The organism is Lactiplantibacillus sp. 3062, from assembly GCF_055413545.1.
The window spans coordinates 432,814-451,764 of record NZ_JBVAYE010000001.1; the positions used below are offsets into that span (position 1 = coordinate 432,814).

The following is an 18,951-nucleotide window of genomic DNA, read 5'->3' on the forward strand; positions in this document are numbered from 1 at the left end:
ATCACCATAACTTAATTTATAAGTCTGTCAATTTAAATTTAGTTGTAGTTGCTTGAGGTGTCGCAATAAAACCCGTTATATACAGCCTACAGGGACCTGTTTGCGATTAAAAATACCTGAAATTATCATAGCGACTAGTGCCTTTTATCGGACACTTTTATAAATAGAATTTATAAAAAGCTAAAATAAAGTTTGCCACTTGCTTAATTCTCACTAAAGTTTCGACAACCCGTCAAATTAATCACAGCTTGTTATCCTTGTCACAATAGCATTCTGTTGGCTTCGTTAAAATTAACGGTTGTTTTTTCTAGGTAACTATTTATATTGAAAGCGTAAACAATCCGTGTACTTATCCAACTAAAAAACTAATAAAGGAATGTTAATTATGAAATATATTGCCTTGATTGGTACGGCGGCACAACAGTCTTACAACCGTGAATTATTACAATTTATGAAGCATCATTTTAGTCAACGGGCTACCATTGACGTTAATGAAATTACAGGGATTCCCCTTTTTAATGAACCAACTCAAAATCATATCCCGGCGACCGTTCAAGCCTTAAATGATAAAATTAGCCAGGCCGATGGGGTGATCATCGGGGTACCCGAATACGATCATGCCATTCCGGCCGCACTCAAGAACGTTATTGAATGGCTTTCTTACCAGCTCCACCCCTTTGCTAATAAACCGGTCATGTTAGTTGGTACTTCCCTTGGCGTACAGGGGACGTGCCGTGCTCAAGGTGACTTACGCAATATTCTCAATGCGCCCGGAGTTGATGCTCAGGTACTCCCTGGCAATGAATACATGTTAAGCTACGCTGCTAAAGCCTTTGATCAGAATGGTCAAATGACCGATGCCCCTTCTATCAAGTTCTTGGAACGGTGCTTCGATAACTTTGAAAAATACGTTAAGGCACTCAACGGCACGCCCGCGCTCAATGTGAACTGGCACGGTAACTACGACGTTATCGTTTTAGGCTTTGGTGGTGCCGGTGCTTCAGCGGCTCGTTTTGCTGCTGATAATGGTGCCCACGTACTAGTAGTTGATGCGGCACCATTTGGCCGTGAAGGTGGCAACACCCGCTACTCCGCCCAACACGTCGTTACGGGTGAAAGCTTAGATAAACTAACCGCTTATTATCAAGCACTGGGCGCGCCATTCAGTACCCCTACTAAGACACTCAACGCCTATTTAAGCGGTATGAGTAAAATTCCAGCATATTTTGAAAAATATCTGGGGATTAAAGCCGTTAGTTGGAAACATGATATTAAACCCGGTGATGCCGTTGCCATCAAGAAAACCATGGCGGAATACCCAGAACTAGCCGGAAGTGATACGATTGACTTTGCCCTCGTTCACAAACGTGATAAAGACGCTGCATTATGGAAACTACTCCGGCAAAAAGTCCTTGAACGAGCTGACAATATTGACGTTTGGTTGGACTCACGGGCACAACATTTGATCCAAGATCCTAATACTAAAGTGATCCAAGGGGTCCAAATCAAACGGGGCGAACGACTGCTTAATATCCATGCCAATAATGGCGTCGTTTTAGCTATGGGTGGTTTTGAAAACAATCCTGAGTTAAAGCAAACCTACTTGCACAGTGATAATCTGACACCACTTGGGACGCTCTATAACCGCGGTGATGGTATCAAAATGGCTCAAGAAGTTGATGCCAAAATGTGGCACATGACCAATTATGAATCTCACGGTATCTTACCTGGAATCACCTTCAAAGAAGACGCCAATGAACGGGGCCGTCAAATTGAACACTGGCCTTTATTAAAGAACGGTAGTATTTTCGTTATCGCTGATGATGGGACACGCTACTTCCAAGAAGACGCTAAGCACCGTCACGGACACGTTTACACACATGGCTCTTGGCTAATCCCAATGAATAATCAGCACCCCTACTTAATTTTTGATCAAACCCAGTACGATGCCTTCAAACAAGAAGAAAGTCAGGCTGGTCAGTTACCGTATCCGAAATTCATGACCAAACTCGTTTCCGCGCCAACGATTGCACAATTGGCCGCCAAATTGGGAGTTCCTGCTAATAATCTACAACAGACGGTAACTGACTTTAATCACTACACAGAAGTGGGACGTGATTTTGAATTTGATCGTGATCCGCAAACGATGCGTCAACTGGACGATGGCCCTTACTATGCCATTGCTACGACCAATGACGTCCTCAACACGCAAGGGGGGCCACAACGCAATGAAAATGCCCAAATTCTCAACGTCAATGACGAACCTATTCCACACTTGTTCGGCGCTGGTGAATTAGGCGGTATCGTTGCAAACTGCTATCAAGGTGGTGGTAATTTAGCCGAATGTTTGATCTTTGGTAAGTTAGCCGGTGAAAACGCTGCTCGTCCAAAGGTAGATAGTGAATCTGTCACCGCCAACGAAGCCAACGGAATTAATGACCTTGTTGATGGCGAAACAGCATCTAATGTTAAACTGGCCGCTGATCAATATCTCGGCAGTTCTAATGCCGGGCTAGGTGGCAAAGTTATTGTGCGTGTGACTTACAACGACCATAAAATTCAAGCAGTCGATGTTATTCAACACCATGAAAGTGAAGATGTTGGTTTAACCGCTATCGATCAAATTCCACAAGAAATTGTGGCAGCCAACTCCACTAGCGTTGACGCCGTTTCAGGTGCCTCTGCATCTAGCCGAGCTATTAAAGAAGCGGTCCAAAATGCGCTGAAACAAGTCAAAGATTCAGTCACGAATTAAGCACAATTCAAAGCGAATATGTATTTGAGAACATCACGTAACTCACGAGTTGCGTGATGTTTTAGTGTCCCGTGGCGAAAGTTTCACGTGAAACATTTTAGGACTTACGGTATTTGATTTCCAAATATAAGTTATGCAAGGTGCCTATCAAAACAGACACCATCTATTGCCAAAATCAACAACATCCGTTATACTGTTTATCGCTGTGGCTATAATCGGCCACAAATAAGGAGATGATTAATGATGATGGCATCATTATCTGTACGCAAAAGTGCTGCTCGTTAGCGACACTTTTCGACAGAACCTTTCAGAGAAGTGTCTGGTTTGAATCTGAAAGGAATTATATTATGCAACCGACAATTACCACCTATCAATACAGTTATATTACTCAGCAAGTCAATCAGTTAATTAGCGCCGAGCTCGCCGTAAACGATCTTCAAATTAGAGCCGTCGTACGGGCACAAGCTATCGAGCGGATTACACCACTGCTTCCTAGTGACGATCCAATCACCGCTAATTTCTTGTCCCATTTGCAAACGGACCGGCTAACCCGTGCCAAGGCCCCTCAACTACTAGAAACGCTAATTCCGCTAATTATTCCGTTTCCATCCTTGACGACAAAGCAACTAAGCAAGTTGTTTCGCAAGGTCAAAAAGTTGAAGCAGCCTGTATGGTCACAATTAGCATTACACGAATTGACTTACCTAGGTTGGAATGATGGTGGTAACCAGAAAAAGTATTTAGTAATCCCGGATCATGATCGTCTCATTGGTATCCAGGGAGATCTAGCACCACAAACAGTCAAGGGCGTCTGTGCCATTTGCCAAACAATTGGCAACGTCGCACTCTTTATGTCGACAACCAAGTCATCTGGTCTCGGACCTTACACGCGTAACGGCAATTACATTTGTCGTGACAGTAATCAGTGTAATCGACAATTGACCGACCCGCAGGCTTTAGCTGACTTTTTAGCAGTTGTCCGTCCAAAACGATAATTAAATAAAAATCAGGGCCACCAAGAACAGCTGCAACTGTCGTTCTTGGTGGCCCCTTCATTAATCTTATTCGGTGACACTAATACAATAAGCGCGTGTTGGCGAATCACTAACTTCAATTCGCAACAGTTGCGCCCCGTTGTCTCGCAATGTCTTATCAATCTTGGTAAACAAATACTCCGTGACATTTTCCACAGTTGGATTAACGGTTTTAAATTCAGGTAAGTCGTTCAAAAATTTACCTGACAATTCATCCAACGCTTGATGCAAATTTTTTTCAATATCATAAAAAGCAACCATCGCATCAACCGTGTGCAATTCACAAACAATTTCCCACGTGTGCGTGTGCTTTTTTCCGGAGCCAGTTGCCCACCGCACCGCATGGCTAGCGTTGACATAGGACTTAATTTTGTACGTTCGTTGTTTAGTCGTCATTGCCCAGCCTCCCCTATCAGGTTCAAGTTACCCTCCATCTTAGATGAAACGGTGTCAGTTGGCAATAGTGTCTGCTGGTAAACAGCTGGTTTCTGCTGCAAAAGTGAGTCTAAATTAGTTGATGATGTGCAAGACTTGCGGCGTAGCAACTCGGTCAGTTCGAAATTGATTTAACGGTTTTTCAGGTTTCTCATAGCCTAAAGCAATCCCCATCGCCACTACTTTATCTGCAGGCATCCCGAGTGCGTTTCGTACAATGGCCGGATATTTAACCAGTTCATAAGATGGTACTGACTGTACTCCGCGAGCAGTTGCGGCTAACATTAACGTCTGCGAAAAAGCGCCTAAATCATAGATTGACCAACTATTAGGGTTAGCGTCGAGCACGAGATAGGCAATCGCCGGTGCGCGATAAAGATTAGCACGACTATCCCAATAAGTGGTCGGGTCTGAGTCGATCACGGGCCGAAAAGTTCCGACCCAGTGCCCCATATTTTGGCTAGCAAACGCCGAAAAATCACCCCGGTGTACTTTGGCGAGATCAGCGTCTTCCGTAATCCCTTGCTCAGCGGCAGTAGCATAGTGTTGCTTAATATTAGTTAGTGCGTGCCCCGTTGCAATATAGACTTGCCATGGTTGTGAATTACCCCACGAGGGGGTTTGCTGAGCATCTGTAACAATCGTTGTTAATAACTGTGGCTCAATAGGGTCGTCTTTAAAAGCCCGGACTGAATGCCGGGTGTGAATCGCTTTAATTGTTTCCATGAATTTTTAGCTCCTATATTTTAAATAGTGATGAACAAAGAGAATAAATATCATTATAAAAGATAGAACTATCTTTTTCAAGCAAGGAAACTTGGCTAGCTAAGCGCATCGTCATAAACCAGTAAACTAAAAACGTGGTAATACCGAGCCATTCATGCTCAGTATTACCACGTTTTTAACCAAATCAGGCCCTTGAAGTTACAGTCAACAAGCTATGAACACTGGCCTTAACAAGGCTGTCGTAGACCTTATTTTAATGCAATCTGTACCCGTCGTTGAAGATCTGGCACCACGGTCGCTTGGAACCATGGATTCTTCTTTTGCCAGCCATAATTTAGGGGCGATGGATGCACTAATGGGAAATAATCAGGCAAGTAATCCTGATAATTTTGAACCGTTGCAGTCAACGTCTTTTGCCGTGAACGTCCTAAATAAGCCTTAATTGCATATTGGCCCACAAGTAACGTCAGTTGAACGTTAGGCATCATTGCTAGCAGCGGTTCATGCCATTTATCCATGAAGCCCTTGCGCGGTGGCAAGTCACCGCTTTTGCCTTTACCAGGATAGTAGAAATCTAGTGGCATAACTGCAATGCGGTCACTTTGATAGAATTGCTCCCGCGTCACGCCCATCCAATCCCGAAGTCGGTCCCCGCTCGCATCATTGAAATACGTCTTGGTATTTTGGGCAATACGTCCCGGTGCCTGACTAATCACTAAAATAGTGGCTGTCGGTAACACATGAAATAATGGGTCCCACCCCTTCGCCGTATATTCAGCGTTATCGGGATCAGCCTTGATAGCTTCAGTAATTTCTTTGATTGTTGTGATATAGATGCACCTGCGATTCGTTTTTAGTTTTAGTGACGATACTTTTCCCATGCCTGTTTGATTAAACTCAGAATATATTCAATCTGAGTATCATCTTTTATAATTACTTCATAATCTCCAATGACCAGTGCTACTTTGTCTTATTCAATTTATAAAAATCCATATTAATGTTCATACTTATACTAGTATTTTACATCAATTAGTCATAGACACGAAGAAAAGTCCTAACCATGTTATTGCCCTAGATTAAACACGACTTCATAGTCCCAACATTCGCTTCAGCAGCTTTTCATTACGTTTATTATGGATCGGCACCATTAAGCGCGTAGTATATTTTGCCAAAACACCTTGCTTATACACAGATTTTTGATTACTAAACGTCTCAAAGCCTGTCTTACCGCCTTTATAGCGTCCCATTCCAGAATAACCCACACCACCGAAACCCATTGAATGCGAACCCGCATGCAAGGATAACTCATTAATATCTACTCCGCCAGATGATGTCTGCGAAATAATTTGATTCAAATGCCTTGAACTCCTACCAAATAAGTACATGGCTAACGGCTTTTCATGAGAGTTAATAAAAGCGATGGCTTCATCAAGTGAATCATACGTAAAGATCGATAAAATAGGTCCAAAAATTTCATTTCTGGCAATCTGTAAATCTCGATCAGGATTAATCGCCAACGTTAATGGAATTAGCCGTCTTTTCACGTCCGGAACCAATTCATTATTTGGATTAATCGTTATCAGCCTAGTTCCCCGTTGCCGAGCTTCAGTAAGCATTCTCAAAATCCGATCGTAAGAACGATCGTTGATAATGGCAGAATATTCAGAATTATTAATGTAAGTTGGAAATGCTTGCGCAAGTTGTGCAGTGATTAAGCGCACGTATTCATCCAACTGGTCAGTGGGAAGTAACACATAATCGGTATCCAAACAAATCTGACCACTATTACCAGAACGACTACGCGCAATCTTGGCAGCTGTCATTTGCTTGTTAGCATCTGGTAAAACAACGGCTGGATTTTTACCACCCAGTTCTAAAACAACCGGTGTTAAATTAGGAGCCGCCGCCGATAATACCTTCTTACCAGTTTCAGAGCCACCTGTAAAAACTAGTTTGTCCCAATCCAGTGCTGAAAACTGAGCCGCAATATCAGCTTCTCCTGTCACTACTGCAAAGTTCTTTTCATTTAAATACTGTTGTGACAATTTCTGGACCAGTGCCGCTGTCTTAGGGGTATACTCAGAGATCTTTACCATCACTCGATTCCCCGCTGCAATCGCTTCTACCGCTGGATCTAGCGCAAGATCGATTGGTGCATTAAACGGCGACATGATACCAACTACACCTAATGGTTCATTATAAACATACTGTTTAGTTCCAGTTAATGCCATCAAACCCGACCGTTGCTTAGCTGGTAGTATCCATTTACGAAGATGCTTCTTAATATATGCAATCGTCGCTAGTGGTCCGGTTAAATCAGCACTTACAATTTGTAGCGGATCACGCTGCCCAAAATCTGCTTGAAGTGCCGTGATTAATTCTGAAATATTATCCCGAATCAATGCCTCAATCTGATTTAAAACAGTCACACGCTCTTCATAGGTCATTGGTTGCGCACGGTCATACTGTGTCTTTTGCAAGTTAAAAATTTGGTGCATCTCATTAATTGTAGTCATCATAGCTCTCCTTTTTTAATCGAACAATCGTTTAATTATAGACAAAAAAATATCATGTTCTGATATTTTATTTTTTCAATAGTGCATTCATACACATCACAACCACTTGATCGATCATAATTGTCTTATTATCAATTTGACGTGTTTTTAAGGCTTTAACAAACAAAACAATTGGTGCGTAAACAAAACCTAAAATAACTGCCGGTGAAGAAATGACAAATTCAGGTGTATGTTTGACTGCTTCAAAAAGTTGCTCGAAACCTTGATAGGATTCCTCCTTTTTGATTTTTAAGCTATCAAGAATGGGCGAATTATTGAATTGTTCAATAATCATTAATGCTTCGTAATATTGCATGCCGAAATCGTATAACGCATACATAAACTGTTGGACAAACTTAACTGAGTTATTGGGTTTGGTATTGATATTTTGACTTAAAAATGCTGCTAACTGTCGCTTTTTAGCAAGGTAGACCTGCTTTAGAAGATCCTCTTTATCTGAAAAATAAACGTAAATAGTTGACGAAGAAATACCACTCGCTTTGGCAATTTTGGACATCGAAACATCCGCAATTCCCTCTTTTAGAATAATACGACTTACTTCATCGATAATACTCTTCTCTTTGTCTAAATCTTTTTCCCGCATATTTGGCACCCTCTTTTAATCGATTGAACGTTCGATTAATAATATAAAACTATCCCTAATAAATGTCAATTAAAATTATTAGAAATTTTATGGATGTGGCACCTGTACGCAAAAAATCACTAGCTATATATACCTGAGAATCTACAATCAGCATCTTGAGGATTGGGTATACTCAAAAACGGCAAGCCTTTTTGAGGAGCACCTGCCGCTTACTTTGCTATTATCAATCAATTGAGTATAGTGATAACCAGGCTATTTCAATCTAGCCTTAATATCAGCATCTGAAAAATCGTTCCGTCCTTTCTTATTTCGCCATTATTTAATGGTAATTGCATATCTATATACTGCTTACACTTTAGTAAGGTAACTGTAATTCTTTGCAGCCTTATCTAAACTGTTATAAATACGACCATCAAAAACAGATTAGAATTCCTATTCACCTAATAAATCCGTAACTATTGAAAAACAAATTTTAGCATCACTTATGATACGGACTTCCCACATTAATCATAAACGCCCGATAAACCTGCTCCGACAGCACTAACCGCATTAATTGGTGAGGTAACGTGAAACGCCCAAACGAAATCTGAGTATCCGCGCGCTTCAGCACTTCCGGTGATAACCCCAGCGAACCACCGATTACGAAATCAATATCACTGTGACCATACGTCGTTAGTTTATCAATTTCCGCCGCAAATTCTTCACTCGAGCGTTCTTTGCCCAAAATTGCTAGCGCGTATACGTAATCGCGATCCTTGATCTTTTCTAGGATCCGTTGGCCCTCTTTGACCTTCACATTTTCCATCTCTGCGTTACTTAATGACTCTGGAGCCTTTTCATCTGGCACTTCAACAATCTGGAATTTTGCAAATTTACTCATTCTTTTCGCATATTCCGCAATCCCCTGTTTGAAGTATTTCTCTTTTAATTTCCCGACACAGATAATTTTGATGTTCATAATTGACCGCCTTTACACAAGTTATTAACATAGTTATCCACAGGTGCATAACTCAATAATCAATATATTGTGTTGAACGCCAGTTCGCCACAATATTTATTTAGCCTCGTTTTGTCAAGACCTTTCCGACTTATCCACAGTTTTGCACAGCAACACTTGTTCGTGGGTTCCGGTTACAAATCCTATTATATCAAGAACCGAGGCCTATTAAAATAACTTTTTAAAATTAAATCCACAGGCCAGTCCGGCGCCTGTGGATAACTTTTAAACAAGCTTCAACCCCGTGGTTCCGGCTGTTCATAAATTTCGACTAACGCGGCTAAAATTTATCACCAAAGTTGTCCACACTTTTGCACACCATCAAATTCGACAATAAATGCTTTCTGCTATTTCAACCAGTTTGTTCGGCTTTTGTCGCAACCATTGCCAGCTTTCGCAAATTTAGTCGATTATTGAAAATCGATTCTTCGTTTTTTCATGATTTCAGCTACTAACCTAAAAAAACGCCCCCGACTGCTTTATCCAGTCAGGGACGTTTATGAAATTCTCATTTATTAGTTACTTTGTTTAGTTAACGTTTTGGTAGTTTCCGTCAACTTCATGTTGGCTGTCTTGAGTTTTCCGTTATGGTAGTATTTCACCGTCACGGTATCATTAACCGAATGGGCATACAGGGCACTCCGTAACGTGGCTAAGCTGGTCACTTTCTTGCCACCTAGCTCCGTAATCACATCGTACTTCGTTAACCCAGCAGCTTTAGCCGGTGAACCTGAGTACGTCTTCATGATGACGACACCCTTCGTCACACTGGTTGGTAACTTAAGAACAGACTTCTGATCACTAGAAGAAATATTGGATAGGTCATAGGTTGCAACCCCTAAAGCCGGCCGAACGACTTCACCCTTTTGAACCAATTCATTGATGATCTTCACAACTTCATTACTTGGAATTGCAAAGCCCATCCCTTCGACACTAGTCCCAGAATTATCTGAGGCCAACTTCATCGAGTTGATCCCGATAACTTGTCCAGCAATGTTGAACAACGGACCACCAGAGTTTCCAGAGTTAATTGCCGTATCTGTTTGGATAACCGTCGCGTACCCCGTCGTTTGACCAGATGTATTCGTCGTCGCCACGGTCCGCTTCTTCGCTGAAATGATTCCTTGCGTCAAGGTCGTTGCGTAATTAGAGCCCATCGGTGACCCAATGGCTAAGGCCGTTTCACCAACCTTGATATTATCTGAGTTACCAAAGCTAGCCGTCTTCGTTACTTTAGAAGAATTGATTTTCAGAACGGCCAAGTCAGTCACAGAATCGGTTCCGACAATTTTAGCTGACAACTTAGTCCCATCACTCATAATCACTCGAATGGCACTTGAACCACTCACCACGTGATTATTCGTTACAATATAAGCCGCGTCACCGCTCTTCTTATAGATCAACCCAGAACCTTCACTGTACTCTTCCAGCTTACTAGAGCTAGAATCTGAACTGGATGAACTATCACTGCCAGACGAGTCATCGCCACCCAAAATACCACTCCAACTGCTTGAAGAGCTCTTCTTTTGGAGATTAATGACCGATACAACGGCCGCCTTGTTATTTTCAAACACCTTGGTCGCCTGTGAACTGACATTGACCTTAACGTTCGTCGTTGACGTTGACCCCGATTTATTAGAACCAGTTGGTACACTGGTCGATGACGTTGCGATGTTATTGTTTTGGAAATAATTAATACCGCCGTAAGCAACACCACCACCGATTAAACCAGCTACTAGTGCGGTTACTGCGACTTTGATTAATGATTTATTAGCCATAATTGCGCGTCGAAACGCGATCCCTCCCTACTAATGCTTATTTTAAGTTTATTTTAGCGAAAAAGTGTGATTTTTTTATGACTGAAGCGTTGTGAAACATTAAAGCTAACCTATAACGTGATTAACTTAGTCGCTTGTTCTGGCTCCGTATCGTACAATTGAAAATCATGCTCAACGCCAAAATCTCGTTCCGTCATCATGGAAGCAACCGTTAAATGCGCCAAGGACTTCAAGTTATTATCCTGACTACGATGCCCTAAGTAAATCCGCTTGGTATGCCGGCCAATCACATCCATCAAGGCGTTCGCACCATCTTCATTCGATAAATGGCCCTCATCACCAATAATTCGCTGCTTTAATGGCCATGGATACCGACCCATCCGCAACATTTCTAAGTCATGATTACATTCAAATAAATAGCCGTCAGCGTCTTTGATTACACCTTCAACGTGCTCTGAAACGTAGCCCGTATCCGTAATGATGACAAACGATTTTCCGGCATGATGTAGTTCATAAAATTGTGGCTCGGCCGCATCATGTGACACACTAAATGATTCCACGTCGAGATCACCTAGTCCAAGCGTCGTGTTCGGGTCAAAGACATGACATAATTCGGCAGGAACGTTGCCGATTTTATGCGCCATTGCGTCCCAGGTCCCCTGATTAGCATAAACATCCATACCATACTTCCGCGCTAAAATCCCCGCAGAATGGCAGTGATCAGTGTGTTCATGGCTAATAAATAAACTATCGACTTCATTAATATCACGATCGATCGACGCCATTAAATTAGCAATTTTTTTGCCACTTAGCCCCGCATCAACCAATACTTTGTGCTCTGGCGTTTCGATGTATGTCACGTTACCCGTACTACCCGATGCCAGAATGCTTACTTTCATATCATCCGTTGCTAATTTTAATACCATTATTTAGGCTCTTCCTATCTCTGAAATCCATTACTATCTTCATATGATACACGCTTTTAGCGGGGTTGAAAAGCAAGCCACCTGCAAGTGCTCAAACTTAACGTCCACGACTATCGCCATCACGCGGTTAGTCTAGTTTACTGTCGTGTATGCGCACACTAGTTTACCGGCCATTAAACTCACACGAAACCGCGAACATCAACGCTGAGCAATCCACGCTACGTCATGCCACCTCGACATTGGCGTATCACAACTAGTCAAAAATCTAGTCACCAAAAAACGGGCCTGTTAGGAAAAACACTCTTCTTCACAGCACCCGTTATTCGACAACGACACCTAGTCGTTAAACTGGTTTTCACTAATCAATTGCATTCCACATCATTCCGACCGTCGCATCTAAACTACTCGTATCACTAGCCGTACTACCGTTCTTCATTGAAGAACCAGTAAAGGCATTGATACGGTGCAGTGTAACGTTAGAACTATTCTTACCCCGGACCGCAAAGATCCACGTTGGGACGTAAACACTACTATCCTTCAATTTCAATAACCGAGAATACCCAAGCTTTGCCCAAACGATCCGGGAACTACTTGCCACCTGATTATATTGATACAACGCAACCAGGGCCTTTTTTTCACTGATCGTAACAGCCTTTTCGCGTAAAGTTTTGACGTGATTGACGTACGTCTGAGTATAACTTGTCAGCTGCTTGTTTTTATTAACAAATAGGTGGACTTGCCCAGCGCCAGTCATGATCTCGCCATCCGCAACCTTTTGAACAAAAACGTAATCGCCGTTAGACGACAAATCCGCATCATAGACGTACTCGGTTCCATGGATTACATTGGTCCGCTGACTCATAAACGTCGTCAAGTCCGCTTTAGGATTGCGGGTATCGATAGTGGTGGTTGCCCGTAGTGTGCTCACGAGCTTACCGCCGCTTTGCACCCGGGCTGTCTGTTCAGTTAACTGACTCAACAATTGTTTGAGACCACTCTCGTTACTGCCCGCAATATAGTAACCCGTCCCTTCGCTCGTGTCCGGGTTTTTAAAGCTAATATTATCTGCGCGCATTTCACGAATTATCGTGGTCGCCGTATCACCAGTCGTTTGTGTCGACTTAGAGCTCGTTTGCACGAACATAAAACCCAAGAAGATATCTAGAACAACAAATGCTAGTAGGAAAATCCACTCAATTCTCCGAAAATTCATGCGGCCACCTCCTAAGATCCACTTAACATCGACGTATATGTCCGCCAAGTGCCATTATAGTAGACATAATACGTCGGCGTCAGGTCGATCACGAGTTTGGACGACTTGTTCTGTGACCATTCGTAGCCAAGTTCAATACTGCCAATTTTACTGTCTTTATAACCAGCGGCCTTCAGACGTTTTAACACACTTGTCGAACTCGGTAAGGTCACCGCTTGCTTCTGACCAGTAGTTGGTACTGGCACCTGCAAACTGTACAGTGAGAAGTAGTAACGGTCTAACCCGTTAGAAGTGAGCTGAATCCGGACATCGCCATTTTCGGTCTGATTAAAGATCGGGAACCCTTCAACATAGCTTCGGTAAATGACACTATTACTCGTTGCGTCAAAACCGTAGTAGCGGATATTATCCATTGGGACACCGAGACTAGTTAACAAATTGAAGCTCTTCTTTAGCTGATTAGTCAGTGATAGGTTCCGCGTGGTTCCTGAATCACTATAATCTTCGAAATACACTGTTCCTAGCTTAGAATCCACCGTCATGCGCTTGTAACTACCCGTTGTATACTCCTGTTTACCACTGCGATTATGCACTGAAACGGTCGAATTACCATCCGCATCTAGTAATCGGTTGGCAATCTCACTCGCAGCCGCTTTACTCATCAAGTAGCTATAATGTTGCATCGTAACTTGCTTTGGATAATCAATATACGTTGTATTATCCTCATAGGTCATCTTGACAGCAATCCGTTTGACCTTGTCGACTGCCAAAACTTTTTTCAACGACGACAGAGATTTTTTCTTCAACCGAACACTATAAATCTCATGATGGTCATCATTCAAAAAGTAGATGTGATTCGTATCATTGACTGGAATCACGATCCGACTAAATTCCGAGGAGCGAAAATTACTGAGATGTTGCCTGAAGACCGTATTAAACATACTGACAGTAATACTGTCAGGAAAGTTCAATACGTACGAATCAGTTCCATTTAAGAGCGCACGGTAGCTTTTTGCCGACGTAATGCGAACTTTAGAGATACTCCGCGCATCCCATTTGCGTAACTGCTCACTAAATTGACTGACTAAGCTGACATTTTTATTAATCAGCAGGGATTGGCCACCCTGACTGTTAGTGTGAATTAATTGTGTCGGTAAATAAATATCATCGATTGTCCGAGTTGTCAACGAAGAGTTCGATGACGTCGTACTAACCTTGCTTTCATGCTCATAGCGTGACGGATTCAACCAGATATACATGGATAAAACCACGCTCAATAAGATCAGAATCGTCAATAAAATGGGTAAGATAAAGCGTCTAAGCTTGTGAGTCGTCATCCCAAAGGTCCTCCTCCTCATAAGGTTCGTATGGCAGGGAGATATAGAACGTAGACCCCTTACCTTCAACACTATCAACCCAAATACGACCGCCGAGCATCTGAACAACTTCTTTTGAAATCGCCAAACCGAGGCCCGTCCCACCTTGGGCCCGTGACCGCGCCTTGTCGACTCGGAAGAATCGGTCAAAGACGTGTCCTAAGTCGGCCCGTGGGATACCCAAGCCCTGATCACTAATACTAATGATCACTTGGTTATGCGTCTCTAACAGGCGACAAGTCACGACACCGCCATCAGGTGAATACTTGATCGCATTATTCATAATGTTATCCAATACTTGAGTGAATTTATCGGTATCAATTTCAACCCACAGATCACGCTTGGTAAACTCGCGCTTAATAGTGTAATACTTAGCTGGATTATCATCCTTCTTTAAGATCATATCAAACCGATCAAGCACGTAATTGAACATCTCATTAATATTGACCAATTCCATATCGACCCGGGTGGTCCCTGAGTCCATCCGTGATAGACTTAAGAGTTCATTGATCATTCGAATCATACGATCGGTTTCTTCTTGAGTGACCTTCAAAAATCCTGGGGCCACTTCAGGATCCTTCCACGCACCATCACTCAGTGCTTCAATATAACTCCGCAAACTAGTCAGTGGTGTCCGTAATTCATGAGACACGTTCGAAACAAATTGTTTCCGGTCATTATCAATCTTTTGTTGTTCCGTGACATCGTGGAGCACACAGACTAACCCACTAATAAACCCAGACTCCCGTTGAATTAACGAGAAGTAGGCATTCAAGATTAGGTCACGCTCGTTCGAAGAAAAATCAAGCATCAATTCATCTTGATTTTCAATCAAATCACGCAATGAATAATCATCACGGATTTTTAAAATATCTAAAATCGAGTTACCGATTGCCTTTTCGGCCGTAACATCCATAAAGTCCGAGGCTGTTTCATTGATGATGGTAATATTACCCCGGCGATCAGTGGCAATCACGCCATCACTCATGTGTGAGAGCACACTATCCAACCGGCGCCGCTCAGCTTCTGTCGACTCTTGCGATTCTTCCACTCGAATCGACAAGTTATTAATGGCTTTAGCCAACTGGCCCAACTCATCATCGCTATAAACTCGGACTTGCCCCGCATAATCACCACGGGCAATTCGTTGCGTCTGCTGCTTCATTTCTTCGATTGGACGAGTTATTGCCCGGGCAATAATGATTGCAATTCCCAGTCCCAAGACCATCGCAGCAAGTGACGCAATCACAAAGATTCCCATAATGTTGTTAATCGTACTGTAGACAGACTTCATATTTGCCCGTACATACAGTACCCCAACTAACTGACTGCTATTACCCGCTGAATTGGAGCTATATAGCGGCACGATTGAAACGTAGTAGCGTCCATTATTCTGAGTGTCATAGGTACTTTTAGTGTAAGTTCGATTATTATAGATCGCATTCTTGACGTTTCGATCGGTCGTTTTTTGTCCAACTACTGACTGATCATTAACATCACTCGTCCCACGAATTGTTCCTTTGCTGTCAACAACTTGGATTTCATCAACATTCGTATTGTTGTAGTTCGACAAAATCGTCTTGATTTGGCCGTTGGCCTTGCGCGTACTGCTGACGGTCAATTGTTCGGACAACGAATTATCAATATAAGTTGGAATTTGCACCGACTGTTTAAAATCCTGGATGTTCTTTGATTCCAACTGTTTCACAAAGATTGCACCCACGATTTCCAACGTAATCAATAATAGAAGGGCAAACACGAGCGCAATTTTGAAATTAATTGTTTTAAAAAAATTTTTCCGTTTAAATCTCAACACGGTTTAGCAACCTCTACTCATTTTCAGGATTGCGGAGATAGTAACCCACGCCCCGCCGCGTCACCAGCCATTTTGGATGACTCGGGTTATCTTCAACTTTTTCACGTAACCGCCGCACGGTCACATCAACTGTCCGGACATCACCAAAGTAATCATAGCCCCAGACCGTCTGCAACAAGTGTTCCCGCGTCATGACTTGGCCGATATGTTGGGCTAAGTAATGTAACAGTTCAAATTCACGGTGCGTTAATTCGATGTTTTCACCGCGTTTGGAAACCATATAAGCTTCTGGATGGATCACCAGATCGCCAATTTCAATGTCTGAATTTTCTTCAACTTCAGCTGGTTGGGCACTTGGTGCACCTTGCCGCCGCAGATTTGCTTTGACTCGAGCCACGAGTTCCCGGTTTGAGAACGGTTTGGTCACATAGTCGTCCGCGCCCAGTTCCAAGCCCAACACCTTGTCTAATTCAGAGTCCTTTGCCGTTACCATGATAATTGGCATATCATAGTTCTTCCGTACTTGTCGAGCAACTTCCAAGCCATCCATCTTAGGCAACATCAAATCTAACAAAATCAAATCAGGGTGGACTTCATCCACTTTTTGTAAGGCTTCCTCTCCGTCAGCTGCAACGTGAACTTCATAGCCTTCTTTGGTCAGATTAAATTTCATGATATCAGAGATGGGCTTTTCATCATCTACTACTAAGATTTTTTTCATAACGATTCTTCCTCCTTAGGGGAAAACAGGTTTACATTTCAATTTTTAGGGTGATTCGCGATATATTACGAGAAAACAGGTCCTTTCTCGTGTCAGGGTTGGTTGAAACTAAATTCAACACTGGTTTTAGTATATCACAAATGTAGTTGGCTTTCTTTGATTGCTAATCCGCGTGGCCGTAGTATTTCCCGGGAAATCATTTGCCAGTTCAAGCAATCGTTTTCACCAATTTAATTACTCAAAAAATCACTTTTTTTGAAAAAACTTTCGAAATAGTGTTGTCAGAACTCAAAATTCATGATATTATATTTTTTGTTGAGTTATGGGCAGTTAGCTCAGCTGGCAGAGCAACGGACTCTTAATCCGTGGGTCCAGGGTTCGATCCCCTGACTGCCCATCATATAACCACACTAATCAGTTTTCACGCCGTGATAATCCACCGTGAAAGCTGATTTTTTTATTCCCACAAAAAAGCCTCAGGAAGCACAACGCAAAGTGCGTGTGACGTCCCTGGGGCTTTTTCTAACGATCTAATGTTTACCATCAGTGTAGCTAAGTAACTCAATTGCTAGGGTTATTCTTGATCAATATGAAAATAACCTTCAGGAGCTGCACTCGGCTGTGCTTGATGCCAATGTTGGCTACTACTTCCATATTTAGTTGGTTGTGGATCCGGTCCCATTGCAACAAAGCGCCGGCCCAATGCGTCCATAAAAATAACGACCCGCTGATATTCACGCGCAGGTGCAACTAACGTACAATTCTCATGCTTAATGCCGTAAACATCTACAAAATCCATTCCGACCACTTAGCTTTCTTGTTTAGCTGACAACCCGTCACTTCAAATAAAAACCGAACCAGTTAATGATAATGGTTCGGCCCAACAGTTACTATTGTGGTTGAACGTTCGTTGCTTGGGGGCCACGATCGCCCTGTTCTTCATCATAAGTTACTTTTTGACCTTCATCTAAGGTTTTAAAGCCATCAGTTTGAATCGCTGAAAAATGAACAAAGACATCGGTACCGTCTTCACCCGTAATAAAACCAAACCCTTTATCCGCATTGAACCATTTTACTGTACCATTCTTCATTATTAGATAAGTCCTCTCAGAACTGACTGCAGTAACAACATCGTTAACCTTGGGAGCGCCAATCAATCATAACGTTCCACGCGTTAAGTGGTTTAAGTATATCACATCCCTAGTTTTTAATCGCTGAAAACGGTGTGCATAACGTATGACTTTCCCCCATGATTCCTGCATACTGAGGTGTAAAGGGGTGACTAAGTATGCAACACACGACTCGTCAGGCAGCCCTACATATGATCCAAACCGCCCCCGTCTTCACGTTAGCAACTGTTGATGCGGACGGCTTTCCGACCATGGTAGCGCTCAGTCCCTTACCTATCAAACGGAGCCTAGAAGAACTTTACTTCTATACTAGTCGTCAAACTTCAACAACGCAGAACATTCAAAACTGGCGTCAAGCGAGTTTATTCTATTACCAACTGTCAGACTATGCGTCAATTATGCTTCGGGGAAAACTCTCATTAGTCGGTACCAACGTTTTTGAACAAGATTGGCGGGCTGAACTAACGGACTTTCAGCAGCAACTAAATTACAAAGACCCCGTCATTCTCAGGTTTCAGACAAGTTCAATCAAGATTCGCCAGATGATGACGATCGACCATCTCGAACTCGTTGATCAGCCCACTGACGGCCCCGCTCACTTAGATTAGCCGTTACAAATTAGGCCTTCTCAGAAAGACACAACCGAAGCGCCACGACTAGATTCTACGCAAATTCTAGTTGTGGCGCTTCGTGCTTTGGTCACCCAACAACTAGCATGGCTCGAAGCGTGATATCACTTTCAAACCAGTTATTAATGCAAGCACGTCCGACTATTCCGGACGTGCATCAAAGACCAAGTATCATCAGCACAAGCCAGAACACTTTGTTCATTCACCTTCGAAAACAACGCCACTTTCAACCTCGTCAGCCCCTACTTTCATCACC

At 42.7% G+C, this 18,951-nt stretch carries 17 protein-coding genes and 1 tRNA gene; 4 read left to right on the plus strand and 14 right to left on the minus strand.

The genetic code is table 11. The annotated features are described in order from the left end of the window. Positions 1-385 precede the first annotated feature (385 nt). Positions 386-2,755 carry an FAD-binding protein gene (locus ACWQAU_RS01995; protein ID WP_003643640.1) on the plus strand — a complete coding sequence of 790 codons (2,370 nt, stop codon included), beginning with the start codon at positions 386-388 and terminating at the stop codon, positions 2,753-2,755. 347 nt (positions 2,756-3,102) lie between these two features. Continuing rightward, complete coding sequence (locus tag ACWQAU_RS02000) at positions 3,103-3,750, plus strand: FusB/FusC family EF-G-binding protein (protein WP_003643639.1); 648 nt, start codon at positions 3,103-3,105, stop codon at positions 3,748-3,750. A 66-nt stretch (positions 3,751-3,816) separates the two neighbouring features. On the opposite strand, the gene ACWQAU_RS02005 is transcribed toward ACWQAU_RS02000, so the two are convergent. The 12 genes from ACWQAU_RS02005 to yycF all read right to left on the minus strand — a co-directional run bounded on the left by ACWQAU_RS02005 (position 3,817) and on the right by yycF (position 16,936). Then, entirely contained in the window at positions 3,817-4,185 is a 369-nt protein-coding gene (locus tag ACWQAU_RS02005; protein WP_003641666.1) for a 6-carboxytetrahydropterin synthase, read from the minus strand. A 114-nt stretch (positions 4,186-4,299) separates the two neighbouring features. Continuing rightward, positions 4,300-4,950 carry a nitroreductase gene (locus tag ACWQAU_RS02010; RefSeq protein WP_003643638.1) on the minus strand — a complete coding sequence of 217 codons (651 nt, stop codon included), beginning with the start codon at positions 4,948-4,950 and terminating at the stop codon, positions 4,300-4,302. A 248-nt stretch (positions 4,951-5,198) separates the two neighbouring features. Continuing rightward, positions 5,199-5,831, minus strand: coding sequence for a uracil-DNA glycosylase family protein (locus tag ACWQAU_RS02015; protein ID WP_003646171.1), 633 nt, complete (start codon positions 5,829-5,831; stop codon positions 5,199-5,201). Positions 5,832-6,038: 207 nt separating this feature from the next. Continuing rightward, positions 6,039-7,466 (minus strand): coniferyl aldehyde dehydrogenase, encoded by a 1,428-nt coding sequence (locus tag ACWQAU_RS02020; protein ID WP_003646173.1) that lies wholly within the window; start codon positions 7,464-7,466, stop codon positions 6,039-6,041. Between the two features lie 67 nt (positions 7,467-7,533). Next, the gene (locus ACWQAU_RS02025) at positions 7,534-8,109 is read right to left on the minus strand and encodes a TetR/AcrR family transcriptional regulator (protein ID WP_003641662.1); all 576 of its coding nucleotides are present in this window, start codon (positions 8,107-8,109) and stop codon (positions 7,534-7,536) included. Between the two features lie 478 nt (positions 8,110-8,587). Then, positions 8,588-9,067, minus strand: coding sequence for a 23S rRNA (pseudouridine(1915)-N(3))-methyltransferase RlmH (gene rlmH, locus ACWQAU_RS02030; protein WP_027821600.1), 480 nt, complete (start codon positions 9,065-9,067; stop codon positions 8,588-8,590). A gap of 554 nt (positions 9,068-9,621) precedes the next feature. After that, complete coding sequence (locus tag ACWQAU_RS02035; protein ID WP_003641660.1) at positions 9,622-10,884, minus strand: S1C family serine protease; 1,263 nt, start codon at positions 10,882-10,884, stop codon at positions 9,622-9,624. 110 nt (positions 10,885-10,994) lie between these two features. Next, positions 10,995-11,810 (minus strand): MBL fold metallo-hydrolase, encoded by an 816-nt coding sequence (locus ACWQAU_RS02040; protein ID WP_003641659.1) that lies wholly within the window; start codon positions 11,808-11,810, stop codon positions 10,995-10,997. Positions 11,811-12,168: 358 nt separating this feature from the next. Beyond that, positions 12,169-13,023 carry a two-component system regulatory protein YycI gene (locus ACWQAU_RS02045; RefSeq protein WP_003646175.1) on the minus strand — a complete coding sequence of 285 codons (855 nt, stop codon included), beginning with the start codon at positions 13,021-13,023 and terminating at the stop codon, positions 12,169-12,171. Positions 13,024-13,034: 11 nt separating this feature from the next. Beyond that, the gene (locus ACWQAU_RS02050) at positions 13,035-14,360 is read right to left on the minus strand and encodes a YycH family regulatory protein (RefSeq protein ID WP_027821601.1); all 1,326 of its coding nucleotides are present in this window, start codon (positions 14,358-14,360) and stop codon (positions 13,035-13,037) included. Continuing rightward, a complete protein-coding gene (walK, locus tag ACWQAU_RS02055; protein WP_003641656.1) occupies positions 14,341-16,215 on the minus strand; it encodes a cell wall metabolism sensor histidine kinase WalK in 1,875 nt (624 codons plus the stop codon). The genes ACWQAU_RS02050 and walK overlap by 20 nt, the downstream gene beginning before the upstream one ends. Positions 16,216-16,228: 13 nt before the next feature. Beyond that, the gene (gene yycF, locus ACWQAU_RS02060) at positions 16,229-16,936 is read right to left on the minus strand and encodes a response regulator YycF (protein WP_003637294.1); all 708 of its coding nucleotides are present in this window, start codon (positions 16,934-16,936) and stop codon (positions 16,229-16,231) included. Positions 16,937-17,260: 324 nt separating this feature from the next. Here yycF and ACWQAU_RS02065 point away from each other — a divergent pair. Continuing rightward, positions 17,261-17,333: transfer RNA gene (locus tag ACWQAU_RS02065), tRNA-Lys, on the plus strand. A 177-nt stretch (positions 17,334-17,510) separates the two neighbouring features. On the opposite strand, the gene ACWQAU_RS02070 is transcribed toward ACWQAU_RS02065, so the two are convergent. Together ACWQAU_RS02070 and ACWQAU_RS02075 are read right to left on the minus strand one after the other, a co-directional pair. Continuing rightward, positions 17,511-17,735, minus strand: coding sequence for a hypothetical protein (locus ACWQAU_RS02070; RefSeq protein WP_003641655.1), 225 nt, complete (start codon positions 17,733-17,735; stop codon positions 17,511-17,513). A 91-nt stretch (positions 17,736-17,826) separates the two neighbouring features. Continuing rightward, positions 17,827-18,027, minus strand: a complete 201-nt coding sequence (locus tag ACWQAU_RS02075) for a cold-shock protein (protein ID WP_003643615.1) — start codon at positions 18,025-18,027, stop codon at positions 17,827-17,829. 197 nt (positions 18,028-18,224) lie between these two features. Between ACWQAU_RS02075 and ACWQAU_RS02080 the strand changes: the two genes are divergently transcribed. Beyond that, positions 18,225-18,674 carry a pyridoxamine 5'-phosphate oxidase family protein gene (locus ACWQAU_RS02080; RefSeq protein WP_003641653.1) on the plus strand — a complete coding sequence of 150 codons (450 nt, stop codon included), beginning with the start codon at positions 18,225-18,227 and terminating at the stop codon, positions 18,672-18,674. Positions 18,675-18,951: the final 277 nt, after the last annotated feature.